Annotated in this window: 21 protein-coding genes; 4 read left to right on the top strand and 17 right to left on the bottom strand. The window is 71.9% G+C overall.

The window, feature by feature from the left end:
• Positions 1-2 precede the first annotated feature (2 nt).
• The 6 genes from ACFW2Y_RS06905 to hrcA all read right to left on the bottom strand — a co-directional run bounded on the left by ACFW2Y_RS06905 (position 3) and on the right by hrcA (position 5618).
• The gene (locus tag ACFW2Y_RS06905; protein ID WP_384874618.1) at positions 3-908 is read right to left on the bottom strand and encodes a ribonuclease Z; all 906 of its coding nucleotides are present in this window, start codon (positions 906-908) and stop codon (positions 3-5) included.
• Between the two features lie 3 nt (positions 909-911).
• Complete coding sequence (locus ACFW2Y_RS06900; RefSeq protein ID WP_384874615.1) at positions 912-1271, bottom strand: histidine triad nucleotide-binding protein; 360 nt, start codon at positions 1269-1271, stop codon at positions 912-914.
• A gap of 233 nt (positions 1272-1504) precedes the next feature.
• Complete coding sequence (locus ACFW2Y_RS06895; protein ID WP_384874613.1) at positions 1505-2248, bottom strand: 16S rRNA (uracil(1498)-N(3))-methyltransferase; 744 nt, start codon at positions 2246-2248, stop codon at positions 1505-1507.
• Entirely contained in the window at positions 2245-3327 is a 1083-nt protein-coding gene (locus tag ACFW2Y_RS06890) for a nitronate monooxygenase (protein WP_384874610.1), read from the bottom strand. Before ACFW2Y_RS06890 ends, ACFW2Y_RS06895 begins: the two co-directional genes overlap by 4 nt.
• A 131-nt stretch (positions 3328-3458) precedes the next feature.
• The gene (gene dnaJ, locus ACFW2Y_RS06885; protein WP_384874607.1) at positions 3459-4598 is read right to left on the bottom strand and encodes a molecular chaperone DnaJ; all 1140 of its coding nucleotides are present in this window, start codon (positions 4596-4598) and stop codon (positions 3459-3461) included.
• The gene (gene hrcA, locus ACFW2Y_RS06880; protein WP_384874604.1) at positions 4599-5618 is read right to left on the bottom strand and encodes a heat-inducible transcriptional repressor HrcA; all 1020 of its coding nucleotides are present in this window, start codon (positions 5616-5618) and stop codon (positions 4599-4601) included. It lies immediately after the preceding gene.
• Positions 5619-5766: 148 nt separating this feature from the next.
• Here hrcA and ACFW2Y_RS06875 point away from each other — a divergent pair, with 148 nt between their 5' ends.
• Both ACFW2Y_RS06875 and ACFW2Y_RS06870 read left to right on the top strand, forming a co-directional pair.
• Positions 5767-6495 carry an MBL fold metallo-hydrolase gene (locus ACFW2Y_RS06875; protein ID WP_384874601.1) on the top strand — a complete coding sequence of 243 codons (729 nt, stop codon included), beginning with the start codon at positions 5767-5769 and terminating at the stop codon, positions 6493-6495.
• Between the two features lie 135 nt (positions 6496-6630).
• Positions 6631-7434: a DUF3097 domain-containing protein gene (locus tag ACFW2Y_RS06870; protein ID WP_384874598.1), complete on the top strand. Its 804-nt coding sequence runs from the start codon at positions 6631-6633 to the stop codon at positions 7432-7434.
• Positions 7435-7469: 35 nt separating this feature from the next.
• Here ACFW2Y_RS06870 and hemW read toward each other — a convergent pair whose 3' ends face one another.
• From hemW to lepA, 3 genes are all read right to left on the bottom strand, one after another.
• Positions 7470-8702, bottom strand: coding sequence for a radical SAM family heme chaperone HemW (gene hemW / locus ACFW2Y_RS06865; RefSeq protein WP_384874595.1), 1233 nt, complete (start codon positions 8700-8702; stop codon positions 7470-7472).
• Between the two features lie 47 nt (positions 8703-8749).
• The gene (locus ACFW2Y_RS06860; RefSeq protein WP_384874593.1) at positions 8750-10627 is read right to left on the bottom strand and encodes an AMP-dependent synthetase/ligase; all 1878 of its coding nucleotides are present in this window, start codon (positions 10625-10627) and stop codon (positions 8750-8752) included.
• Positions 10628-10824: 197 nt separating this feature from the next.
• A complete protein-coding gene (lepA, locus tag ACFW2Y_RS06855; protein WP_384874590.1) occupies positions 10825-12690 on the bottom strand; it encodes a translation elongation factor 4 in 1866 nt (621 codons plus the stop codon).
• Positions 12691-12875: 185 nt separating this feature from the next.
• Between lepA and rpsT the strand changes: the two genes are divergently transcribed.
• On the top strand, positions 12876-13142 hold the full coding sequence (rpsT, locus tag ACFW2Y_RS06850; RefSeq protein ID WP_362175429.1) for a 30S ribosomal protein S20: 267 nt from the start codon (positions 12876-12878) through the stop codon (positions 13140-13142).
• Between the two features lie 294 nt (positions 13143-13436).
• On the opposite strand, the gene holA is transcribed toward rpsT, so the two are convergent.
• Positions 13437-14426 (bottom strand): DNA polymerase III subunit delta, encoded by a 990-nt coding sequence (holA, locus tag ACFW2Y_RS06845; RefSeq protein ID WP_384874586.1) that lies wholly within the window; start codon positions 14424-14426, stop codon positions 13437-13439.
• A 71-nt stretch (positions 14427-14497) separates the two neighbouring features.
• Here holA and ACFW2Y_RS06840 point away from each other — a divergent pair, with 71 nt between their 5' ends.
• Positions 14498-14740 (top strand): hypothetical protein, encoded by a 243-nt coding sequence (locus tag ACFW2Y_RS06840; RefSeq protein ID WP_384874584.1) that lies wholly within the window; start codon positions 14498-14500, stop codon positions 14738-14740.
• Here ACFW2Y_RS06840 and ACFW2Y_RS06835 read toward each other — a convergent pair.
• From ACFW2Y_RS06835 to leuS, 7 genes are all read right to left on the bottom strand, one after another.
• Positions 14737-15633, bottom strand: coding sequence for a YceI family protein (locus ACFW2Y_RS06835; protein WP_384874581.1), 897 nt, complete (start codon positions 15631-15633; stop codon positions 14737-14739). The genes ACFW2Y_RS06840 and ACFW2Y_RS06835 overlap by 4 nt on opposite strands.
• A gap of 98 nt (positions 15634-15731) precedes the next feature.
• Positions 15732-16541, bottom strand: coding sequence for an arylamine N-acetyltransferase (locus ACFW2Y_RS06830; protein ID WP_384874579.1), 810 nt, complete (start codon positions 16539-16541; stop codon positions 15732-15734).
• 148 nt (positions 16542-16689) lie between these two features.
• Complete coding sequence (locus tag ACFW2Y_RS06825) at positions 16690-19209, bottom strand: ComEC/Rec2 family competence protein (protein ID WP_384874576.1); 2520 nt, start codon at positions 19207-19209, stop codon at positions 16690-16692.
• Positions 19206-20090 carry a helix-hairpin-helix domain-containing protein gene (locus ACFW2Y_RS06820; RefSeq protein ID WP_384874573.1) on the bottom strand — a complete coding sequence of 295 codons (885 nt, stop codon included), beginning with the start codon at positions 20088-20090 and terminating at the stop codon, positions 19206-19208. The genes ACFW2Y_RS06825 and ACFW2Y_RS06820 overlap by 4 nt, the downstream gene beginning before the upstream one ends.
• 333 nt (positions 20091-20423) lie before the next feature.
• Positions 20424-21269: a DegV family protein gene (locus tag ACFW2Y_RS06815; protein WP_384874570.1), complete on the bottom strand. Its 846-nt coding sequence runs from the start codon at positions 21267-21269 to the stop codon at positions 20424-20426.
• Between the two features lie 169 nt (positions 21270-21438).
• A complete protein-coding gene (locus ACFW2Y_RS06810) occupies positions 21439-22182 on the bottom strand; it encodes a hypothetical protein (RefSeq protein WP_384874568.1) in 744 nt (247 codons plus the stop codon).
• Positions 22183-22306: 124 nt separating this feature from the next.
• Positions 22307-25180, bottom strand: a complete 2874-nt coding sequence (leuS, locus tag ACFW2Y_RS06805) for a leucine--tRNA ligase (protein ID WP_384874565.1) — start codon at positions 25178-25180, stop codon at positions 22307-22309.
• Positions 25181-25292 lie beyond the last annotated feature (112 nt).

Raw genomic sequence — 25292 nt, 5'->3', positions numbered from 1 at the left:
GGTCACGTTCGTTTCGGTACGGGGACCCGCATGAGGTCCTGGGCGATGCTCAACTCGCCGTCGAAGCCGGCCTCCCGGGCCTGCCGCTCGAACACGGCGGGGTCGGAGTAACGCTGCGAGAAGTGGGTGAGGACGAGGTGCCGGACCCCTGCGTCCCGTGCGACGGAGGCGGCCTGTCCGGCCGTCAGATGGCCGTGGTCGGTGGCGAGCCGGACGTCCTCGTCCAGGAAGGTCGACTCGATGACGAGCATGTCGGCGCCCTCGGCGAGGGCGTGCACCCCGTCACAGAGTCGGGTGTCCATGACGAAGGCGAAGCGCTGCCCGCGCCGGATCTCGCTGACCTCGTCGAGGGTGACGCCGTTCAGGCTGCCCTCGCGCTGGATCCGACCGACGTCGGGGCCCTTGATGCCGTGCTCGGCGAGCTTCGCGGGCAGGATCCGACGCCCGTCGGGCTCGACGATCCGATAGCCGTAGGACTCGACGGGGTGGGAGAGCCGCCGGGCCTCCAGGGTGAAGTCCTCGGTGGTGGCGAGCGGCCCGTCGGCGGTGACGGGTGACTCGACCAGGCGCACGGTCTCCCGGTAGGCGGTGGCGTACCGCAGCCGTTCGAAGAAGTGGCGTCCGCTCGCGGGGTAGTGGGCGGTGACCGGGTGCGGGACCTGGTCGAGGTTGATCCGCTGGATCACCCCGGCCAGGCCGAGCGAATGGTCGCCGTGGAAGTGCGTGACGCAGATCCGGTCCAGGTCGTGGGCGGCGACCCCGGCCCGCAACATCTGCCGCTGGGTCCCCTCGCCCGGATCGAAGAGGACGCCCCGGCCGTCCCAGCGCAACAGGTAGCCGTTGTGGTTGCGGTGTCGGGTCGGGACCTGGCTGGCGGTTCCGAGGACGACCAGTTCGCGTACGGACACGGGCTATCCGGGCGGCCAGTTGAGCCCACGACCGCCCAGGACGTGCGCATGGGCGTGGAAGACGGTCTGTCCGGCACCGGCCCCGGTGTTGAAGACGACCCGGAAGCCGCTGCCGTCGACCTTCTCCTGCTCGGCGACCCGCCCCGCCTCCTGCAGCACGTCCGCGGCGACGGTCGGCGCGGCAGCGGCCAGCGAGGCGGCGTCGGGGTAGTGGGCGCGCGGGATCACGAGGACGTGCGTGGGCGCCTGCGGGTTGATGTCGCGGAACGCGACGGTGGTCTCCGTCTCGCGCACGATCGTCGCCGGCACCTCCCCTTGCGCGATCTTGCAGAACAGGCAGTCGCTCTGCGGCTCTCCGGCCATGGCCCGGGCCTCCTCGCCTCTGTCGATCAGTACAACACCGGTACGACGGGCATGCTATCCGCCGCCCCCACGGGACGGGTCCCGCTGAGGTTCCCGGCCGGTTCTCCGGTGCGCGCGGGTCCGGGGCCGGGCGGCTCCCCCGGTGTGCGGTGCCGGGGCCCCGCGGAGGCGCGTCCGAGGCCGCGGGCGGACCGCCCGCGGGCCGTGCTTCCCGCCCTCCCCGGACGGACCGCCTAGCTCCAGCGGCCGGTGCGTCCCAGAACCAGGGCGGTCGCCGCCGTACCGGCCGTCGAGGTGCGCAGCACGCTGCGGCCCAAGCGGTACGGCTTCGCCCCGGCGGCCTCGAAGGCGGCGAGCTCCTCCGGCGAGACCCCACCCTCGGGACCGACGACGAGCACGATCGACCCCTTCACCGGAAGTTCCGCGGTGGCGAGCGTCCCGCTGGGGTGCTCACGGTCCTCGTGCAGGACGGCCGCGAAGTCGGCGCCCGCGAGGAAGGCGGTGACCTGCTTGGTCGTCATGAGGTCGACGACCTCGGGGAAGCGGGTGCGGCGCGACTGCTTGCCGGCCTCCCGTGCGGTGGACCGCCACTTGGCGAGCGCCTTGAGACCCCGGTCGCCCTTCCACTGGGTGATGCAGCGGGACGCGGCCCAGGGGACGATCGCGTCCACCCCGGTCTCCGTCATGGTCTCGACGGCGAGTTCACCGCGGTCGCCCTTGGGGAGCGCCTGGACGACGGTGATCCGGGGCTCCTCCTCGGAGTCCTCGTGGACCTCGTCGATGCGGACGGTGAGCCGGTCCTTGCCCTCGGCGGCCAGCACCACGCCCTCGGCCCAACGGCCCCGGCCGTCGGCGAGGACCAGCCCCTCCCCGGCGCGTAGCCGCTTCACGGAAACGGCGTGCCGCCCCTCGGGCCCGTCCAGGAGGAAGCTCCCGGCACCGGGGACGGCGTCGACGACGAAGACGGGTGCGGTCATGGGGTGCTCCTGTGGGGCGGTCCGGAGAGGGCGGTGTCGAGTTCGGCGGCCAGCACCCCGACCAGTTCCCCGGCGGGGAGCTCGCGGGCGAGGCGGTACCCCTGGCCCGCCCACAGGGCCATGCCCTGGGCGTCGCCGGCATGGGCCGCGGCCTTGCGGAGCGGGGCCGTGAGGTGGTGGACCTCGGGGTAGGCGGCGGGGGCGTACGGTCCGTGCTCGCGCATGAAGCGGTTGACGAGACCGCGTGCCGAGCGTCCGGAGAAGGCCCGGGTGAGGGCGGTCCGGGTGAACAGCGGGTCGGTCAGTGCCTGTTTGTGCAACGGGTGGGCGCCCGACTCCGGACAGCGGAGGAAGGCGGTGCCGAGCTGCGCGGCGGCGGCCCCGGCGGTGAGGACGGCGGCGATCTGCGCACCGCACATGATCCCGCCGGCGGCGACGACGGGGAGCGCGACGGCCCGGCGGACCTCGGTGACGAGGGTGAGGAGCCCGGTGCCGGGTGCGTCGTCCTCGGCCGGTTCGTCGCGGTGCGTGCCCTGGTGTCCACCGGCCTCGACGCCCTGGACGCAGACGGCTCCGGCCCCGGCGCGTTCCGCGGCGAGGGCCTCCTCGACGGAGGTGACGGTGACGAGGGTGTACGTGCCGACCCGGTCGAAGGCCCGGAAGGTCTCGGGCGCGGGACAGCCGAAGGTGAAGGAGACGACGGGGACCGGGTCCTCCAGGAGGATCGCGAGCTTGGCGTCGTAGGCGTCGTCGCGGGAGTCGTCGGCCTCGCCGAGCGGGGTGCCGTACCAGGTGGCCTCGCCGGCGAGCTGGTGGCGGTAGACCTCGACGGCGGCGGGGTCGGCGTGCGGCCCCTCCTGGGGCAGGAAGAGGTTGACGCCGAAGGGGCGTGCGGTGAGCCCACGCACCTGCTTGATCTCCTGGTAGAGCCCCCCGGCCGTCTTGTACCCGCCGGCCAGGAAGCCGAGCGCCCCGGCCTCGCAGACGGCCCCGACGAGATCGGGACCAGCGGCGCCACCCGCCATGGGGGCCTGCACGATCGGGAAACGAGAGAGACCGTTCAGTGCGGTGGTGGACATGGGGGCATGGTGCCATGCCCCTGCTTCCGGGCCGAATCCGTCCGTCAGGTCACGGAAGGGCCTGCTCCGGACACGGGTGGGGGGACGGGTCCGCGCCTTCCGGCGCCCCGTCCCCCCGCCCGCACGAGCGCCTACCGCCCGTTGAACGCGTCCTTGAGCCGCGAGAACAACCCCTGCTGTCCCGGCTGGAACTGGCCGGTGGGCCGCTCCTCGCCGCGCAGCTTGGCCAGCTCGCGCAGGAGTCGCTCCTGCTCCGCGTCGAGCTTGTTCGGGGTGGTCACCTCGACGTGCACGATCAGGTCGCCCCGACCGTTGCCCCGCAGGTGCGTGATGCCCCGGCCGTGCAGCGGAATCGACTGGCCCGACTGCGTTCCCGGGCGGATGTCGATCTCCTCGACGCCGTCGAGGGTCTGCAGCGGCACCTTCGTGCCGAGCGCACCCGCCGTCATCGGGATGGTGACCGTGCAGTGCAGGTCGTCGCCGCGCCGCTGGAAGACCTCGTGCGGGGTCTCGTGGATCTCGACGTACAGGTCGCCGGCGGGACCGCCGCCGGGACCGACCTCGCCCTCGCCCGCGAGCTGGATGCGGGTGCCGTTGTCGACACCGGCCGGGATCTTGACCGTGAGGGTGCGGCGGGACCGGACCCTTCCGTCCCCCGCGCACTCGGGGCACGGCGTCGGGACGACGGTGCCGAAGCCCTGACACTGCGGGCAGGGCCGGGAGGTCATGACCTGACCGAGGAAGGACCGGGTGACCTGGGACACCTCACCGCGACCGCGGCACATGTCGCAGGTCTGCGGGGAGGTGCCGGGCGCGGCGCCCTCCCCCGAACAGGTGGTGCAGACGACCGCCGTGTCGACCTGGATGTCCTTGGTGGTGCCGAAGGCGGCCTCGTTGAGGTCGATCTCCAGACGGATCATGGCGTCCTGCCCGCGGCGGGTGCGCGAACGCGGACCGCGCTGCGAGGCCGTGCCGAAGAAGGCGTCCATGATGTCGGAGAAGTTGCCGAAGCCACCCGCCCCGAAGCCACCGCCCGCGCCGCCCCCGCCGGAGGCCGAGAGCGGGTCGCCGCCGAGGTCGTAGACCTGCTTCTTCTGCGGGTCCGAGAGGACCTCGTAGGCGGCGTTGATCTCCTTGAAGCGCTCCTGCGTCTTCGGATCGGGATTGACGTCCGGGTGCAGCTCGCGCGCGAGCCTCCGGAACGCCTTCTTGATCTCGTCCTGGGACGCGTCGCGGCGTACGCCGAGTACGGCGTAGTAGTCCGTGGCCACTTACGACTCCGCCAGGATCTGTCCGACGTAACGTGCCACTGCGCGTACCGCTCCCATCGTTCCGGGGTAGTCCATGCGGGTCGGTCCGACCACGCCGAGTTTGGCGACTGCCTCGCCGCCCGAACCGTAGCCGACCGAGACGACGGACGTGGAGCTCAGCCCCTCGTGGGCGTTCTCGTGCCCGATGCGTACGGTCATGCCGGATTCCTTGGCCTCGCCGAGCAGCTTGAGGAGCACGACCTGCTCCTCCAGTGCCTCCAGGACGGGCCTGATCATCAGGGGGAAGTCGTGTCCGAAGCGGGTGAGATTGGCGGTGCCGCCGATCATCAGCCGCTCCTCGTGCTCCTCGACGAGCGTTTCGAGGAGGGTCGCGAGCACGGTGGAGACCGTGGCGCGGTCCTCGGCCTCCTCGAAGGACTCGGGAAGGTCCTGCACCAGCTGCGGCACGTCGGCGAACCGACGGCCGACGACCCGGCTGTTGAGCCGGGCCCGCAGATCGGCGAGCGAGGTCTCGCCGAAGGGCACCGGGCAGTCGATGACGCGCTGCTCCACCCGACCGGTGTCCGTGATGAGGACGAGCATCAGGCGGGCCGGGGCCAGCGAGAGCAGCTCCACGTGCCGGACGGTCGAACGGGTCAGCGAGGGGTACTGGACGACGGCGACCTGCCGGGTCAGCTGCGCGAGCAGACGGACCGTACGGCCGACGACGTCGTCGAGGTCGACGGCACCGTCCAGGAAGTTGTGGATCGCCCGCCGCTCGGGCGTCGACAGCGGCTTGACGCCGGCGAGCCGGTCGACGAAGAGCCGGTAGCCCTTGTCGGTCGGGATGCGGCCGGCACTGGTGTGGGGTTGGGCGATGAAGCCCTCCTCCTCCAGGACGGCCATGTCGTTGCGCACGGTGGCGGGTGACACCCCGAGCTTGTGGCGCTCCGTGAGCGCCTTGGAGCCCACCGGCTCCTCCGTCCCGACGTAGTCCTGGACGATGGCGCGCAGGACCTCGAGCCTGCGTTCGCTGAGCATCGTGCGCACCTCCGCCTGTCGTCGTCGTTCCGGTTGCTCCGCTTTTGGCACTCCCCCTGTCCGAGTGCCAGCGATTCCCCGGCCAGTGTACGGCGGCGGGCATCGCTCCTGGCAAGGAGGCGGCGCCCGCACCGGCTAGCGTCGCCCCATGGACGTGGATTGGGAAGCGTACGGATGGGAGCGGCTCGCGGACGGGGTGGGCCGGCGACGACTGCCCGGCTGGGACGCCACGGTGGGCCTGGTGCTGGGCTCACGAGGGGTGCTGCTGTACGACACGGGCTCCTCGCTCGCGGAGGGCGCGGAGCTGCGGACGCAGATCAAGGGGCTCACCGGCGGCCGGAGAGTGACGCACATCGCACTGGGACACCCCCATTTCGACCACGTCTTCGGCACGGCCGCGTTCGCGGGCGCGGAGGTGTTCGGCGCGGTGGGCAGCGACCAGCTGCTGAGCCGGGCCCGGGACCGGGAAGCCCTGCGCACGGACGCGGTGCGACACGGCCTGGACCCGGTGGCGGCTGCGGAGGCGGCGGACGTCCTGGTGGCCCCGCGGCACGTGGTCTCGGGCGAGTGGACGCTCGACCTGGGGGACCGGCAGGTCCTCCTGGCGAACGTGGGCCCCGGGCACACGGGGCACGACCTGGCGCTCTGCGCACCGGGCTCGCGCGAGGTCGTCTTCTGCGGCGACCTGGTGGAGGAGTCGGGCGAGCCCCAGGCGGGCCCGGACGCCGTCCCGTCCCGTTGGCCGGACGCCCTGGACCGCCTCCTCTCCCTGGGCGGCGAACAGGCGGCGTACGTACCGGGCCACGGGGCGGTGGTGGACGCCGCGTTCGTGCGGGGCCAGCGCGATGAACTGGCACGCCGCTTCGGCGTGGCCTAACGTCACCCGAAGTGCGCGGCCCGCGCGTGGACCTGACGCCCTTTCGGCCGTCCCCGGAGGGCGGCAGCCGCCCCGGCCGCCCCCGTGCCCCGTGCCCCGTGCCCCGTGCCCCGTGCCCCGGACAGAATCGAGCCCATGCGCAGCTACGACCCGGACCTGACGCCCCCCTGGAAGAGGACGAAGCCCGTCCCGGAGGTCCCGGCGGACCGCGACCTCGTCGTCGAAGAGGTCACGACGGGCTTCTGCGGGGCGGTGATCCGCTGCGAGGCGGGCACGGTGACCCTGGAGGACCGCTTCGGCAAGCACCGGGTGTTCCCGCTGGAACCGCGCGGCTTCCTGTGGGAGGGCGAGGTCGTGACCCTGGTGCGCCCTTCCGCGGCCGGCCCGGCACGGCCCGCTCGCACGGCCTCCGGCTCGATCGCGGTCCCGGGGGCGCGGGCACGGGTGGCCCGGGCGGGCCGGATCTACGTGGAGGGCCGTCACGACGCGGAGCTGGTCGAGCGGGTCTGGGGCGATGACCTGCGGATCGAAGGCGTGGTCGTGGAGTACCTGGAGGGCGTCGACGACCTGCCGTCGATCGTCGCGGAGTTCGGTCCGGCGCCGGACGCCCGTCTGGGCGTGCTGGTGGACCACCTGGTCCCGGGCTCCAAGGAGTCCCGGATCGCGGCCCGGGTGAGTTCTCCGGACGTCCTGGTCGTCGGCCACCCGTACGTCGACGTCTGGGAGGCCGTGAAGCCGTCCTCCCTGGGCATCCCCGCCTGGCCGACGGTCCCCCGCGGCCAGGACTGGAAGACGGGCGTCTGCCGGGCCCTCGGGTGGCCGGCCCACACGGGTGCGGCCTGGCAGCACATCCTGTCGAGGGTCGCCTCGTACCGGGACCTGGAGCCGGAGCTGCTGGGTGCGGTGGAACGCCTGATCGACCACGTGACGGTGCCCTGACCCCGGCGCGGGGCCGCCGTCGGCCGGGCGCCCCCTCAGTCCACCAGGTCGCGCACCACCGCGTCGGCGAGCAGCCGCCCGCGCAGGGTCAGGACCGCGCGCCCCGCCCCGTACGGCCCCGGCTCCAGGAGCCCCTCGGCCAGCGAGCGCTCGGCCGCGATGCGGCCCTGCGGTCGCAGGAGGTCCAAGGGGCACCCGTCACGGAGCCTCAGCTCCAGCAGCACCCGCTCCACCCGCCGGTCCTCGTCCGAGAGGACCTCGCGCCCGGCGCCCGGCGACCTCCCGCCGGCCAGCGCCGCAGCGTACGCACCGGGATGCTTCACGTTCCACCACCGCACGCCGCCCACGTGCGAGTGGGCACCGGGGCCCGCGCCCCACCAGTCGGCGCCCCGCCAGTACAGCTCGTTGTGGAGGCAGCGCCCGGACTCGGAAGCGGCCCAGTTGGACACCTCGTACCACTTGAGTCCGGCCCCGGCCAGGACCGAGTCCGCGATCAGGTACCGGTCGGCGTGCACGTCGTCGTCGGTCATGGGCACCTCGCCGCGCCGGATGCGCCGCGCCAGCTGGGTGCCCTCCTCGACGATCAGGGCATAGGCGCTCACGTGGTCCGGCCCGGCCCCGATCGCCGCCTCCAGCGAGGCCCGCCAGTCGTCGTCGGACTCCCCCGGGGTGCCGTAGATCAGGTCCAGGTTGACGTGCTCGAAGCCCGCGGCCCGCGCCTCGGCGACGCACGCCTCGGGGCGCCCGGGGGTGTGGGTGCGGTCGAGGACCTGCAGGACGTGCTGGCGGGCGCTCTGCATCCCGAAGGAGATCCGGTTGAAGCCGCCGGCGCGCAGCTCCGCGAGGTAGGCCGGGTCGACGGACTCCGGATTGGCCTCCGTCGTCACCTCGGCGTCGTCCGCGAGCCCGAACTCGTCGCGGACGGCCGCCAGCATGCGGACCAGGTCCCCGGCGGCGAGCAGGGTCGGCGTGCCGCCGCCGACGAAGACGGTCCGGACCGGCCTCGGATCGTCTCCCAGGACCTTCCGGGCGAGCCGGATCTCCTCGACGACCTGCTCGGCGTAGTTGTCGCGGGAGGCGAGCACACCGCCCGTACCGCGCAGTTCGCTCGCCGTGTACGTGTTGAAGTCGCAGTAGCCGCAGCGCGTCGCGCAGTACGGCACGTGCAGGTAGAACCCGAGCGGCCGGTCCGCGGCACCCGCGAGGGCCTGTGGGGGCAGCGCCCCGTCTTCGGGAACGGGCTCACCATCGGGCAGTACGGAAGGCATGGGACCCATTGTCCCGTACTGCCCGGGGTGCCGGTCCCGCTCGCCGGTCAGGCCTCGCGCGAGCCCTCGTACATCTCCTCGATGAGGTCCTTGTACGCCCGCTCGACGACCGGCCGCTTCAGCTTGAGGGACGGCGTGAGCTCACCGTGCTCGATGTCGAGGTCGCGCGGCAGCAGACGGAACTTCTTGATCGTCTGCCAGCGCTGGAGCCCCTCGTTGAGACGGTCGACGTATCCCTGGACCAGCTTCTGGGTCCGCGCGTCGGCGACGACCTCGGCGTACGACGCGCCGCCGAGCCCGTGCTCGGCGGCCCAGCCGAGGATGGCCGGCTCGTCGAGGGCGATCAGGGCGGTGCAGAAGTTCCGGTCGGCACCGTGGACGAGGATGTTCGAGACGAACGGGCAGACGGCCTTGAAGTGGCCCTCGACCTCCGCCGGGGCGATGTACTTTCCGCCGGACGTCTTGATCAGGTCCTTCTTGCGGTCGGTGATCCGGAGGTAGCCGTCCGCGGACAGCTCGCCGATGTCACCGGTGTGGAACCAGCCGTCGGACTCCAGTACCTCGGCCGTCTTCTCCGGCAGGCCGTGGTAGCCCTCCATGATGCCGGGGCCGCGCAGCAGGATCTCGCCGTCGTCGGCGATCCGGACCTCGGTGCCGGGGAGCGGCTTGCCGACGGTGCCGGTGCGGTAGGCCTCGCCGGGATTGACGAAGGAGGCCGCGGAGGACTCGGTGAGGCCGTAGCCCTCCAGGATGTGGATGCCGGCGCCGGCGAAGAAGTACCCGATCTCGGGGGCGAGGGCGGCGGAACCGGAGATGCAGGCGCGCAGGTTGCCGCCGAAGGCCTCGCGGATCTTGCCGTAGACGAGCGCGTCGGCGACCTTGTGCTTGGCCGAGAGGCCGAAGGGCGCGGAGGCCGTGCCGGTGCGGCGGAAGTTGTCCTGGGTGGTCTTGGCGTACTCGCGGGCGACGCCGGCCGCCCACTGGAAGATCTTGTACTTGGCGCCGCCGCCGGCACGGGCCTTGCTGGCGACCCCGTTGTAGACCTTCTCGAAGATGCGGGGCACGGCGGCCATGTAGGTCGGCCGGACCACCGGAAGGTTCTCGATGATCTTGTCGACGCGGCCGTCGACGGCGGTGACGTGCCCGACCTCGATGTGGCCCGAGGTGAGGACCTTGCCGAAGACGTGGGCGAGCGGCAGCCACAGGTACTGCACGTCCTCCTGGGTGACGAGACCGGTGGCGGCGATGGCCTTGGCCATGTACGACCAGTTGTCGTGCGGGAGGCGCACGCCCTTGGGGCGGCCGGTGGTGCCCGAGGTGTAGATCAGGGTGGCCAGCTGCGTGGGGGTGATCGCGGCGACGCGCTCCTTGATCGCGTCGGGGTGCTCCTCCAGGTAGGCCCTGCCGCGCGCCTCCAGGTCCGCGAGGGTCACGACCCATTCGTCCCCGGTGTCGACGCCGGCCGGGTCGATGACCACGACGTGGTGGAGGTCGGGCAGGTCGGCGCGGCACTCGACGGCCTTGGCCACCTGGGCCGCGTCCTCGGCGATGAGGACCTTCGACTCGGAGTCGGAGAGGATGAACGCCGACTCCTCCGCATTGGTCTGCGGGTAGACGGTGGTGGTCGCGGCACCGGCGCACATCACGCCGAGGTCGGCGAGGATCCACTCGACCCGGGTGGAGGAGGCGAGGGCGACCCGCTCCTCGGGCTGGACGCCGAGGTCGATGAGGCCGGCGGCGATCGCGTAGACCCGCTCGGCGGCCTGCCCCCAGCTGAGCGACTTCCAGTCGTCCGGTCCGGTGCCGGAGGCCGCGGGAACCGGGTGGCGGTAGGCCTCCGCATCCGGGGTCCGCTCGACGCGCTCAAGGAAGAGGGTCGCCACGGAGGGCGGCCGGTTCTCGATCTGGGTCTGTGTGTCGCTCACGACGTCCTCCGGGCGGCGGCGGTGCCTTCTGGTGGTTCGTAACTAACTGGCGAGTAACCTTCGAGCCGGGTTCAGACTAAAGGGCGGGGGACCGGCGCGTAAGGGGCTGCAGGGCGTCGCTTCATAACGAACGGGCCCACGCGCACACGGCACGTGGACCCGCTGGTTGCACGGAACGGCGCTTCCCGACGGTCCGGCTACTTCTTCTTGCCGGAGGACTCGTCGCTGGAGAGGACGGCGATGAAGGCCTCCTGGGGCACCTCCACCGAGCCGACCATCTTCATGCGCTTCTTTCCTTCCTTCTGCTTCTCCAGCAGCTTCCGCTTCCGGGAGATGTCACCGCCGTAGCACTTGGCGAGGACGTCCTTCCGGATGGCGCGAATGGTCTCGCGGGCGATGACCCGGGAGCCGATGGCGGCCTGGATCGGCACCTCGAACGCCTGCCGCGGGATGAGCTCGCGCAGCTTGGCGACGAGCCGGACGCCGTAGGCGTACGCGGCGTCCTTGTGGGTGACGGCGGAGAAGGCGTCGACCTTGTCGCCGTGCAGCAGGATGTCCACCTTGACCAGGCTGGACGCCTGCTCACCGGTGGGCTCGTAGTCGAGCGAGGCGTACCCGCGCGTCTTGGACTTCAGCTGGTCGAAGAAGTCGAAGACGATCTCGGCGAGGGGCAGGGTGTAGCGGATCTCGACCCGGTCCTCGGAGAGGTAGTCCATGCCGATCAGGGTGCCGCGCCGGGTCTGGCAGAGCTCCATGATCGCGCCGATGAACTCGCTCGGGGCGAGGATGGTGGCGCGCACGACGGGCTCGAAGACGTCGCTGATCTTCCCCTCGGGGAACTCGCTGGGGTTCGTCACCGTGTGCTCGCTGCCGTCCTCCATGACCACGCGGTAGACCACGTTGGGAGCGGTGGCGATGAGGTCGAGCCCGAACTCCCGCTCCAGCCGCTCACGGATGACGTCGAGGTGGAGCAGGCCCAGGAAGCCGACGCGGAAGCCGAAGCCGAGCGCGGCGGAGGTCTCCGGCTCGTAGACCAGCGCGGCATCGTTGAGCTGCAGCTTGTCGAGCGCCTCGCGCAGGTCCGGGTACTCGGAGCCGTCCAACGGGTAGAGCCCCGAGAAGACCATCGGCTTCGGGTCCTTGTACCCGCCGAGCGGCTCGCTGGCGCCCTGGTTCTGGGAGGTGATCGTGTCACCGACCTTGGACTGGCGGACGTCCTTCACACCGGTGATGATGTAGCCCACCTCGCCGACGCCGAGGCCGTCGGAGGAGGTCATCTCCGGGGACGAGACGCCGATCTCCAGCAGCTCGTGGGTGGCACCGGTCGACATCATCCGGATGCGCTCGCGCTTGTTGAGCTGCCCGTCGACGACACGCACGTAGGTGACGACACCGCGGTACGAGTCGTAGACCGAGTCGAAGATCATTGCGCGGGCGGGGGCGTCCGCGACGCCCACCGGAGCCGGGATGTCCTGGACGACCCGGTCCAGCAGCGCCTCGACGCCCATGCCGGTCTTGGCGGAGACCTTGAGGACGTCCTCGGGCTGGCAGCCGATGAGGTTCGCGAGCTCGTCGGCGAACTTCTCGGGCTGCGCGGCCGGCAGGTCGATCTTGTTGAGGACCGGAACGATCGTGAGGTCGTTCTCCATCGCCAGGTAGAGGTTGGCGAGGGTCTGGGCCTCGATCCCCTGTGCCGCGTCGACCAGCAGGATCGTGCCCTCACAGGCCGCGAGGGAGCGCGAGACCTCGTACGTGAAGTCGACGTGACCGGGGGTGTCGATCATGTTCAGGATGTGCGTACTGCCCTGGGCCGGCCCCTCGGTCGGCGCCCAGGGCAACCGCACCGCCTGGGACTTGATCGTGATGCCGCGCTCCCGCTCGATGTCCATCCGGTCGAGGTACTGGGCGCGCATCTGCCGCTGGTCGACCACACCGGTCAGCTGGAGCATCCGGTCGGCGAGCGTGGACTTGCCGTGGTCGATGTGCGCGATGATGCAGAAGTTGCGGATCAGAGCCGGGTCGGTACGGCTCGGCTCGGGCACGTTGGTAGGAGTCGCGGGCACGCAGGGATCTCGTCTCGGGCGATGTTCAGAACGGACACGTAGACACCATGGTCCCATGCCCGCCGTCCGGCGCCCGGTTTGGGCCGCCCTGAGGGTGGCTGATACCGTGGACAGCTGTGCCTCGCACGCCCTCTCAGCTGCGTGGCGCATCCAGAAGGAACACCGAACCTGTAAAGGCTCTTTTCGTGGCGAACATCAAGTCCCAGATCAAGCGGAACAAGACGAACGAGAAGGCGCGCCTGCGCAACAAGGCCGTCAAGTCCTCGCTCAAGACCGCGATCCGCAAGGCCCGTGAGGCTGTCGCCGCCGGCGACCTCGAGAAGGCCACCGTTGCCACTCGCGCCGCCTCGCGTCAGCTCGACAAGGCTGTCTCGAAGGGTGTCATCCACAAGAACGCCGCCGCCAACAAGAAGTCGGCGCTGGCGGTCAAGGTCGCCTCCCTCCAGGGCTGAGCTCTGATCTCACGCTCCACCGGCCGTACGGGACCCAGCGGGCCCTCTCTCCCGCTCCCGCCCGGCCAACCAGGACTCGCGCGCGGACGCGTTCGCCACGCGGGTGCGAGCCCATCTGCTTGAACGGCGAAGGCCCCGGCATCTCCTTCCCCAGGAGACCGGGGCCTTCGCCGTACCCGCTCCGCGAGGCGGGCGGGGAAGGCCCGGCACCGAGCCGCAGGACCGGCGCCGGAGCAGCCGCGCCCGGCAACCCCGCGCGGCCCACCGTCCCGACCCGGCTCCCCGCAGCGGGCCTCAGCCCCGCCGCATCCTTGCCGCCCGTGCGACCGCGACCACCGCCTTCTCCAGGGCGTACTCGGGATCGTCCCCCCCGCCCTTCACCCCCGCGTCCGCCTCCGCGACCGCACGTAGCGCCAGCGACACCCCGTCCGGGGTCCAGCCCCTCATCTGCTGCCGGACACGGTCGATCTTCCAGGGCGGCATGCCCAGCTCCCGCGCCAGGTCGGCGGGGCGCCCGCCCCGCGCCGAGGAGAGCTTGCCGATCGCCCGCACGCCCTGCGCCAGTGCGCTGGTGATGAGGACGGGCGCGACTCCGGTCGAGAGCGACCAGCGCAGCGCTTCCAGGGCCTCGGCCGCCCGGCCTTCGACGGCACGGTCGGCGACGTTGAAGGAGGACGCCTCGGCACGGCCCGTGTAGTAGCGCCCGACGACGGCCTCGTCGATCGTGCCGTCCACGTCGGACACGAGCTGCGCGACCGCGGACGCGAGCTCCCGCAGGTCACTGCCGATCGCGTCGACGAGCACCTGACAGGCCTCCGCCGTCGCCGAGCGCCCGAGCGCCCGGAACTCCTGCCGCACGAACGTCAGCCGCTCCGCCGGCTTCGTCGTCTTCGGGCAGGCGACCTCCCGGGCCCCCGCCTTCCGCGCCGCATCGAGCAGGCCCTTGCCCTTGGCCCCGCCCGCGTGGAGCAGCACGAGCGAGATGTCCTCGACCGGGTCGGCCAGGTACGCCTTGACGTCCTTGACCGTGTCGGCGGAGAGGTCCTGCGCGCTCCGCACGATCAGCACCTTGCGCTCGGCGAAGAGCGAGGGGCTGGTGAGCTCCGCCAGCGCCCCGGGCTGGAGCTGGTCCGGGGTGAGGTCGCGCACGTCCGTGTCGGCGTCGGCGGCCCGGGCGGCCGACACCACCTCCTGGACCGCACGGTCGAGGAGCAGGTCCTCCTGCCCCACGGCGAGCGTCACGGGGCCGAGGAGGTCGTCGGGGGAAGTCTTTCTGGTGGCCATCGCGATCCAGCATCCCACGGGCCGCTGACACCGGAGTTCGCGATGGCCGACACGAGGACGACAATGGCGGGGTGAGCGAACGACACGTACTGGTGCTTCCCGACCGCGACGCGGCCGAGGAGGTCGCCGAGGAACTCCCCGACCGCTTCGGCGTGGCCGAGGAGCCGCAACTGGTGCGGGACGCCCTGGCCGGCGAGGACGACGCCGAGGACGCCCAGTGGCTGGTGGTCGTCGAGGACCCGGAAGCCCGCCTGGACCCGACCGCACTGGACGCGCTGGCCGCCGAGTACGAGGGCTGGCTCGAAGCACCCTAGGAGCCTGAGGCCCCCGCCTTCGGAACGACCTGGACGTCCAGGTCGATGCTGATGCTGGACCCGACGGCCGCGATGCCCCGCGCGAGCATCGTCTGCCAGGTGAGGGTGAAGTCCTCCCGGTGGAGCTCGGTGGTGGCGCGACAGGCGCCCCGGGGCTCGCCCTGCAGACCGTTCCCGAGGCCCAGGTACTGCGTGTCGAGGGTCACCGTGCGGCTCACTCCGCGCAGGGTGAGCGCCCCGGTGACGGCCCAGCGGCTGCCGCCGCGATGGACGAAGCGCTCACTGGAGAACTCCGGCACGGGATGGGCGCCGACGTCGAGGAAGTCACCGGAGCACAGGTGGTCGTCGCGCATCCGCACGCCGGTGTCGATGGAGGCCGCATCGATGACGACGTGCATCGAGGAACGCTCCATGCGGTCGGCGATCCGGACCGTGCCCGCGAAGCCGTTGAACCGCCCGTGGACCCGGGCCAGGCCGATGTGACGCGCCGTGAAGCCGATCCGGGAGTGCAGGGGGTCGATCTCCCAGTCGCCCGGCGCCGGGAGCGGGGGCTGGGGAGCGAACTGGAGCAAGACGTCACCGAGGCCCTGGTGTTCACCTGCGGTGACGACCGCACCACCGCGATAGGGCGTGTACCCCTCGGAGGTGACGGCGAGTCGGTACTCCCCCGCCGGCACGGCCGCGAGGACCGTGCCGTAGGGGTCGGTCTCGCCGCCCATGACCTTGCGCCCCTCGGCGTCGCTGACGACGAACGCAGCCCTTCGGACCGGCTCGTGAACGGGATCGAGCACCCGACAGCTGAGCAGGCCCGCCGTCGCCGGTACGGCGAGATCGCCGAGTGGTCCGCCGCGCACGGCACCCGCCGCACGCTTCCCGAAGAGACGACCGAGCATTCTTCACGCACCCCCGTGCAATTGATTCACAGTGCAACGAAATTACGTTTGATCACCCTTGAGGCGTTCGAGGCAAACGGGGCGAGTGCCACCAAGTATCACCGGGCGTCCGAATTGGGGATCCCTCCGCGGACGACCGGCAACACGTCGAGCTCGATGTCGAACAGCTCCCGGTACGCGCTCCGCACCGCCTCCTCTCCGTCGAGGATCCGCTCCTCGCGACCGCTGCCGGTGCGGACGATCAGCTTCGGCGCGCTGAGCGTGACGCGGCCCTCCTCGGTGAGCCGGGAGCAGATGAGGGAGCGGGGGAAGTGCGAGTCCGGCGAGGTCTGGTGGTACCAGGCACCGGCCGCGAAGTCGGCGAGCGCCCGGGGGCGCGGCTCCAGCCGGTACTGCGGCTTCCCGTCCCGCAGCACGTCCAGGTCGCCGTCGGTCGTCTCCACGATCCGGAAGACCCCTCCCGGGTCCTCCTGGTCGTCGCGTGCTCCGTACTCCAGCGGAAAGTGACTGTGGTCGCCGAAACCCACGTCGGCCAACCACCGTTTCCCGTCCGCCGACTCCACGCGCAGGGCCATGTGGTCATACGGGATGCCCAGTTTCCCTTCCGGCCCGATGACCCGCGCCTGAAGCAGTTCGACCTCGTACCCCAGCCCGCGCAGCAGCACCGCGAACGCCGTGTTGAGTTCGTAGCAGAATCCGCCCCTGCGGGCAGCGACCACCTTGTCGACCAGCGCTTCCTCGTCCAGGACGACGGGATCGCCGAGATGGATCGACAGGTTCTCGAAGGGCACGGTCCGCAGGTGCCGCAGGTGCAGTTCACGCAGCGCGGCGATGTCCGCGCGCAACGGCCGCTCGGCACCGATGCGACGCAGATAGGCCTCGATGGGGGCATGCTCACATGTCGTCATGCAGGCAGTCTCCCGCCCGCTCCCCTTCCCCGTCCGGCCGGTACCGGGGCGACGCCTCCCCGAGGGTGCGTCCTTGGTCCCCAGCAGGCGTGCGGGCTTTGCGGGGAAGCTTCTTCCACCGTGCTTTCCCCTTTACCCGGGCATCGGCTCACCCTCCTCTCGGTACGGCGACGAGCCCACCTTCCGCTCCCAGGACGGCGATCGCCCCGTCCCGGTCGGTCCGCAGCACCCGTGCGCCGCCTGCCCGCAGCGTCGCCAACGTCCCGGGCGAAGGATGGCCGTAGGGGTTGCCCCTCCCCGCCGACACGAGTGCCAACCGAGGCCGCACCCTCCTCATCAGGCCCGGGTCCTGGTGCGCGGAACCGTGATGGGCGACCTTGAGCACGTCGACCGGCCCGAGGTCCGGATGGACCCGCCACAAGGCCCGCTGAGCTGGTGGTTCGAGGTCGCCGAGGAGCAACAGGCGCAGCCCTCCGGCGGCACGCACGAGGAGCGTGACGCTGGCGTCGTTGGGCCCGCCGCGGGACACCGCGGCCCCCTCGGCGCTGTTCCACGGCCAGAGCACCCGCCACTCCAACTCCCCCGCCCGCCGCCGCTCACCCGGTCTCGCAGGGATCATCGGCACCCCGGCGACGGCCGCGGTCCTTCGCACGAAAGCGGCCTGGTCCGGAGGCTCTTCGAGCCCCGTGGTCTGGATCGCGCCCACTGACCTCCCCCGCAGCACCCCGGGAAGTCCGGCCACGTGATCCGCGTGGAAGTGGGTGAGCACCAGCAACGGCACCCGTCGCACACCGAGTTCGCGCAGACAGCGGTCCACCGGCTCGGGATCCGGTCCGGCATCCACCACGACGGCGGAGTCCCCGCCCGCCGCGAGCACCGTCGCGTCCCCCTGCCCCACCTGGCACATCGCGAGCACCCAGCCCGGTGGCGGCCACCCTGTGACCCATCGCACCAACGGCACCGGCCGCACCACCGCAAGGAGAAGCAGAGCCGCCGCGCAGGCACCGACCACTCCCCGGTACCGCAGCCTGCGCGCTCCGAGGACCACCAGCACCGTGAACAGGGCCAGGGCGAGACCGCCCCACCAGCCGCCGGGCCAGGCCAACGTGGCCCCCGGCAGTGCGGCCCCCGCGCGGGCGACCCGGGCGATCCAGCCGACCGGCCATCCCGCCAGCCAGGCCGCGCACTCGGCAGCCGGCATCCAGACCGCTGCCAGACCGAGCGCGGCGAATCCGCACAACGTCGCCGGAGCCACCGCCAGTTCGGCGACGAGGTTCGCCGGTACGGCAACCAGGCTCAGCCGGGCGGCGAACACCGCCACGACCGGAGCGCACACCGCCTGCGCCGCCAGTGCCGCACCCAACGGCTCCGCCAACCGGCCGGGCACCCCGTGCCGTTGCAGTCCCTCGCTCCAGCGCGGGGCAATCGTCAGCAGCGCCCCGGTGGCCAGGACCGAAAGGAGGAATCCGTAACTGCGGGCAAGCCAGGGGTCATAGAGCACGAGGGCCAGGACGGCGGCGGCCAGCGCGGGGACCAACGATCTGCGACGCCCTGTTCCGATCGCCAGCAGCACGACGAGCCCGCAGGCCGCGGCGCGCAGCACGCTCGGGTCGGGGCGGCAGACGATCACGAAGGCGAGCGTCAGCCCTCCCCCGGCCAGTGCCGTGGCCCGCAGCGACAATCCGATCCTCGGCGCGAGCCCGCCCCGCTCTGCCCGGTGTGCCCGTCCGGGACTCCCGACGAGCAGCAACAACACGATCGAGAGGTTGCTTCCGGAAACCGCCAAGAGGTGGGTGAGATCGGTGGCCTCGAAGGCGTCCCGCAGTTCGGGGCCGACCCGCGAGGTGTCTCCGACGACCAGCCCCGGCAACAGGGCCGCTGCGTCCTGGTCGAGTCCCGCGGTCGCCGTCCGGAGCCCGGCGCGCAATCTTCCCGCGGTCCTCTGCAGCGTGCTCGGCGGACCGATGGTGTGCGGTGGCCCGGCCCCACCGGCCCTGAGGACCGCGGCGAAAGGCGCTCCGGAACGCAGCGGCAGGGCGAGTCGACCGTCGATCCGCAGCCGGGTGGTGGGAAGGAGCCCCAGCCAGTCCTCCCGCCCCTCCCCCGGGGGCACGACCAGCAGGACCGGTGCCCTGGTCCGGTGGACCGTGCCGTCCGACTGCTCGACCCGGGTCACCTCGCCGTCCAGGAGGACCGAGACCGGCGCCACCGCGTCGCCGCGCACCGTGGGTCGGGTGAGCCGCGGATCGGAGGTGACCACCACCTCCAGCCGCACCCGCGCGTACTCCCGTGCCAGCTCCGGGACGGGCCCCCGCCGGAGGTCCGCCGCGTGCAGCCCCGCCGAAGCCGCTCCGGCCGCCGCGCAGAGCAGGGCCCCGGACCACGCGGTCCACCGCAACCGCCTCCCGGACGTGGTCACGGGGGCCGAAATTCCAGGGCCGTCGACCGTGGCACGGCGCCGGCCCGCACCCCGCACGAGGAGGAACAGGCCCGTCAGCAGGCAGGCCGTGACGCAGGCGAACGTCCGCCACCCGGTGGCGCCCACGGCCCAGGCCGCTGCCGCCCAGGCCGCCGCCGCGAGGGGAACGAGCCGGAGGTCAGTCGGCCCCTCACGCCGCGTCGGCCCTCCCCCGGCCCGCTCCGTGTCGGCCGGCCGGTCGCGCTTCACGGCCGTACCAGTGGTTCGAGGTCGGCGAACCGGCGCTCTCCGATGCCGCTGACCTCCCGCAGTTCCTCAACCGACCGGAAGCCGCCGTGCTCCGTCCGGTGGTCGACGATGTGCTGGGCGAGTACGGGACCCACACCGGGCAGGGAATCGAGCTGCTGCACGGTGGCCGCGTTGAGGCTCAGGGGCACCCCGAGCCCGCCTCCCCCGATGGCGCCGCCCGCCCCCGGGGCACCGGTCGGGGCCCCGGGCAGACCGACCAGGATCTGCTCGCCGTCCAACAGCACCCGGGCCCGATTGACCCCGGTGAGATCGACACCGGGCTGCGTGCCGCCGGCCGCGCGCAGGGCGTCCGCCACCCGGGAACCCGCGGGCAGGCTCAGCACCCCGGGCCTTCGCACCTTGCCACCGATGTCGACCACGACCCGTGCCCCGGGAGCAGACCCCGGCGCTGCGTCGGCCTCCACGTCCGGTGCGCCCGGATCCGGCACCGGGACCGCCCCGCGACCCGGTGCCGGGCTTGCCCCGGCGCGCCATCCGGACGCGGCAACCGCGGGAGCGGCCCGGACGGTTTCGGGGACCCGCACCTGCTGTGGTCGGCCGCTCCAGAAGTAACCGCCTGCGAGGAGCACCGCCAGGAGCAGGACGATGGTCAACGCCGCCAGCGTCCTGGGCTCGAGCCCGCACCGGGTCTGCACCCAGGTCGGAGTCCGGTCGCGGAGCGCCGCAGCAAACCGTTCCCGCGCCCCTGGCGGGGAGCCCCGCTCCGGTGCCTCGGGGATCTGCGCCGGGCCGATCGGCGGCGGAGCCTCCACCGCTGCCTGCGGGGTCTGCGGGGCCTCGGGCGGGAACAGCGCCTCTCCACGCCGTCGTACGGCGTCCACGGGCGGGGGCGAGGTCCGCCCTCCCCCGGTGTGACGATGCCGGCCGGGAGGCGAGCCGGGGCCTCCGGGGCGGTTGCGCCCGCCCGGCCCGGGCACCCGGCCCGGCCCGCTCGTCGGAGCTCCCGCCGGGTGCGCGGCTCCCGGCGCGATCGATGCGATGCGTGTACGAAGCGTCATGGCCGTGACGGTAGGGATCACAGCCGCCCTCTGCGGGCCTCAACCGTCTTCCGTGGACGGGGGCTCCCCTGTGGAAAACTCCGCCACCCGTGCGGGGGACGGAGGAACCCCTCCCGCGCAGGGCGCGGGAAAACCCGGCCCCGGGCGCGGCCGGTCTCAGCGCGAGGAGACGACGACCGCGAGCAAACCGGGGCCCGTGTGCGCGCCGATGACCGCACCGACCTCGCTGACCTGGAGCTCCTCCAGTCCCGGCACGCGGTCCCGGAGGCGGTCCGCAAGGGCGGCGGCCCGCTCCGGTGCGGAGAGGTGGTGCACGGCGATGTCGACGGAACCGACCCCGGCCCGCTCCACGGCGATCTCCTCCAGGCGGGCGATGGCCTTCGAGGCCGTCCGCACCTTCTCCCTCAGTTCGATCCGGCCGCCGTCGAGTTCGAGGAGCGGCTTCACCGCGAACGCGGAGCCGAGCAGCGCCTGCGCGGTCCCGATGCGCCCGCCCCTGCGCAGATAGTCCAGGGTGTCGACGTAGAAGTAGGCAGAGGTTCCGGCAGCACGCTTCTCGGCCGCCGCAACCACCTCGTCGAGGGAGCCACCGGCCTCGGCGACCCGGGCCGCCGCAAGCGCGCAGAAGCCCAGCGCCATGCCGACCATGCGGGTGTCCACCACCCGTACCGGCAAGGGCGCGTCCTTCGCCGCGAGAACCGCGGCGTCGTGGGTTCCGGAGACCTCCGCGGACAGGTGGAGCGAGACGACGCCCTGCGCACCCGCTGCCGCGGCCTCTCGGTAGGCCTCGGCGAAGACTTCGGGGCTGGGCCGCGAGGTCGTGACGGGCCGACGCTTCTGCAGGGCCTCGGCAAGGGCCGCTGCCGAGATCTCCGTGCCTTCCTCAAGGGCACGGTCGCCGATGACGACGGTCAGCGGAACCGTGACGATCGCGTGCCGCTCCCTCGTCTGGCGCGGCAGGTAGGCCGTGGAATCGGTGAGGATCGCGACATGCCGGGACATGAGCGGGAGGTTACCCTTCCGGACGGCGACACGGCAGACCGGCCCCCGCCTGATGCACACGGGCGCCGGACCGGGCCCGTGGACGTCCACCGTGACGGGACGCGTCGGGAGCGGTGTGGTCAGGAGGGGGCCGTCGGTTCCGGTGCACGCCCCCGCCCGAGCCCTCCCGTCAGGCGGTGGTCTCCGGACGGGTCGACTTCTCCCAGGGGTAGGCGGTGCGACGCGGATCGGGTGCCGTGATCGCAGGCGGCTCCTGCTCGCCCACGGGGCCGGTCCGAGCGGCGGCCCCCGCGGGCCGTCCCCACGCGTCCGCCGTCGTCGCGCCGGGTGCTCCGGGCGCCGGTGTCGTTCCCGGCGCGCTCTCCGGCTCGGTCCAGTGGCGCAGGGCACCCGCCTCGACGTCGATCTGTGCACTGAGCATCGACAGGTCGTCCTCGGCGAACTTCAGGGCCCTCTCACGGGCCGCTCGGCGCAGCGCGTCGGCCGAGCCCGTGATGCGCTCGGTCCGCGCGGTGAGTTCGGGGAGCTGCTCGGCCACCCACGCCCGGTCGGGTTCCCGCTCGAGCCGCTTGAGGTCCGCGTCCAGTTCGAGCCCGTGACCGCTGAGCCTCCGGAAGAGGTCGAGCGATTCCTTGAGCGAGGCGTCCTCTGCGACACCTTCCCGCAGTGCCTCCTGCGTGGCGCGCATCGAGGTGCGCAGCGAGAGCCGCAGCCGGGCCAGTTCCCCGGCCGCACCGACCTGACCGAAGCTCTTGGCCCGCAGCGCGGTGTCCTCCACCGTGCGCCGGGCCTGGTCGATGGTGCGGTCGACGCCCCGCCTCGCGGCCTTCGCGACCTTCACGGTGGCGTACATCCCGAGCACCACGAAGGAAAAGAAGAGCAGCGCCATGATCGTGATCATCGTGGCTCCCATGTGCGCCCCTCCGGCGTCCGTCGGTTTTCCACGGCTGTGGTTCTTCCACGGTAAACGGAACAGGCAGCTTGGGGGTTCCAACGGAACCCCCAAGCTGCCCGTAGGGGAAACCCCCCATGTGTCGTCAGCCGGCGACGATGTTGACCAGCTTCGGCGCACGCACGATGACCTTGCGGATCTCGGCACCGCCCAGTGCCTTGGCCACCTGCGGGTCGGCCAGTGCCAGCGTCTCCAGTTCGGCGTCCGTGATCGAGGGGGAGACCTCCAGGCGGGCCTTGACCTTGCCCTTGATCTGCACGACACAGGTCACGGTCTCATCGACGAGGTACGCCGGGTCGGCGACCGGGAAGTCCTGGTGGACGACGGAGTCGGCGTGGCCCAGCTTGTTCCACAGCTCCTCGGCGATGTGCGGGGCCAGCGGGGCGATCAGCAGGACCAGCTGCTCGGCGACCGTACGGGGGACCGCACCGCCCGACTTGGTCAGGTGGTTGTTCAGCTCCGTGATCTTGGCAATGGCGGTGTTGAAGCGCATCGCGGTCATGTCCTGGGCGGCACCGTCGATCGCCTTGTGCAGGGCGCGCAGGGTGTCCTCGTCGGGCGCGTCGTCGACGACGGTGACCTCGCCGGTCGTCTCGTCCACGATGTTGCGCCACAGCCGCTGCAGCAGCCGGTACTGGCCGACGACCGCACGGGTGTCCCAGGGGCGCGACACGTCCAGCGGGCCCATTGCCATCTCGTACAGGCGCAGGGTGTCGGCGCCGTACTCGGAGCAGATCTCGTCGGGCGTCACCGCGTTCTTCAGGGACTTGCCCATCTTGCCCAGGACGCGGCTGACCTTCTCGCCCTGGTACCAGAAGGCGCCGTCCCGCTCCTCGACCTCGGCCGCCGGCACGGCGATCCCCCGGGCGTCCCGGTAGACGAAGGCCTGGATCATGCCCTGGTTGTACAGCTTGTGGAAGGGCTCCGCCGAGGAGACGTGCCCCAGGTCGAACAGCATCTTGGACCAGAAGCGCGCGTACAGCAGGTGCAGCACCGCGTGCTCGGCGCCGCCGACGTACAGGTCGACCCCGCCGGTGGGCATCCCTTCGCGGGGGCCCATCCAGTACTGCTCGACGGCGGGGTCGACCAGCTTCTCGGAGTTGTGCGGGTCCAGGTAGCGCAGCTCGTACCAGCAGGAGCCGGCCCAGTTGGGCATGGTGTTGGTCTCGCGCCGGTAGCGACGCGGACCGGCGCCGTCGCCCAGGTCCAGGGTGACGTTGACCCAGTCCTCGTTGCGGGACAGCGGGGTCTCGGGCTGGGTGTCCGCGTCGTCCGGGTCGAAGGTGCGCGGCGAGTAGTCCTCGACCTCGGGGAGCTCCAGCGGCAGCATCGACTCGGGCAGCGAGTGGGCGACGCCGTCCTCGTCGTAGACGATCGGGAAGGGCTCGCCCCAGTACCGCTGGCGGCTGAACAGCCAGTCGCGCAGGCGGAAGTTGACGGTGCCTTCGCCGATGCCCCGGTCGGCCAGCCAGGCGGTGATCTTCGCCTTGGCCTCGACGACCCCCAGGCCGTCCAGGGAGATCGCGTCGTTGGCCGAGTTGACCAGCTTGGCCTCGTACGAGGAGAAGGCGTCGTCCCAGGTCGACGGATCGGTGCCGCGGTCGTCGCCCGGCTCCACCACGCAGCGCATCGGGAGCTCGAAGGCGCGGGCGAAGGCGAAGTCACGGCTGTCGTGGGCCGGGACGGCCATGATGGCGCCGGTGCCGTAGCCCATCAGGACGTAGTCGGCGATGAAGACCGGCACCTGCTGTCCGCTGACCGGGTTGGTCGCGTACGCGCCGGTGAAGACGCCGGTCTTGTCCTTGGCCTCGGCCTGGCGCTCGACGTCGGACTTCGAGGCGGCCTGCTTGCGGTAGGCGTCGACGGCCTCGGACGGGGTGGCGTGGCCGCCGGTCCACACGTCGTGGGTGCCCTCGGGCCAGGCGGCCGGGACGATCTTCTCGACCAGGTCGTGCTCGGGCGCCAGGACCATGTAGGTGGCACCGAACAGGGTGTCCTGGCGGGTGGTGAAGACGGTGATGGCTCCGGCGTCGCCGACCTGGAAGTCGACGCGGGCGCCCTCGGAACGGCCGATCCAGTTCCGCTGCTGCAGCTTGATGGCCTCGGGCCAGTCCAGCGCGTCCAGGTCGTCCAGCAGGCGGTCTGCGTAGGCGGTGATCCGCATGTTCCACTGGCGCAGCTTCGCCTTGAAGACGGGGAAGTTGCCGCGCTCGGAGCGGCCGTCGGCGGTGACCTCCTCGTTGGCCAGGACGGTGCCCAGGCCGGGGCACCAGTTCACGGGGGCGTCGGAGGCGTACGCCAGGCGGTACTCGCCCAAAACGTCGGAGCGCTCGACGGCGCTCAGCTCGCTCCAGGCACGCGCGCCGGGCACCTCACGCGTGCCGCTCTCGAACTGCTCGATCAGCTCGGCGATCGGACGGGCCTTCTTGGCCTCGTCGTCGTACCAGGCGTTGAAGATCTGCAGGAAGATCCACTGGGTCCACTTGTAGTAGTCCGGGTCGATCGTGGCGAACGACCGGCGCTTGTCGTGCCCCAGGCCCAGCCGGCGCAGCTGGAGCTTCATGTTCTCCATGTTGGCCTCGGTGGACACCCGGGGGTGCGTGCCCGTCTGCACGGCGTACTGCTCGGCCGGCAGGCCGAAGGCGTCGAAGCCCAGGGTGTGCAGCACGTTGTGGCCGGTCATGCGCGCGTGACGGGCGAAGACGTCCGTGGCGATGTAGCCCAGCGGGTGGCCGACGTGCAGACCCGCACCCGAGGGGTACGGGAACATGTCCATGATGAACTTCTTGGGCAGGGCGGCAACCGCCGGGTCGCCCGCCAGGTCACCGGTGGGGTTCGGCGCCTCATAGGTTCCTTCGGCGTCCCAGAAGTCCTGCCAGCGTGCCTCGATGTCGGCGGCCATGGCCGCCGTGTAGCGATGCGGGGCCGCCGTCTCGGCGGCCGTAGTGATCTCGGTCATGGTCCTTGATGCTCCATCGATCGTCTCTGCCCACTGCCACGAACTGCCCGAAATGAAAAATCCCCTCGCACAGGAGGGGATGCCGCGCCGACTTCGACGGGATGTCGGTGAC

The organism is Streptomyces sp. NPDC058877, assembly GCF_042742855.1.
Lineage (GTDB): Bacteria > Actinomycetota > Actinomycetes > Streptomycetales > Streptomycetaceae > Streptomyces.
The sequence above is the reverse complement of the archived record's forward strand: the minus strand, read 5'-3'. Positions and strand labels throughout refer to the sequence as shown.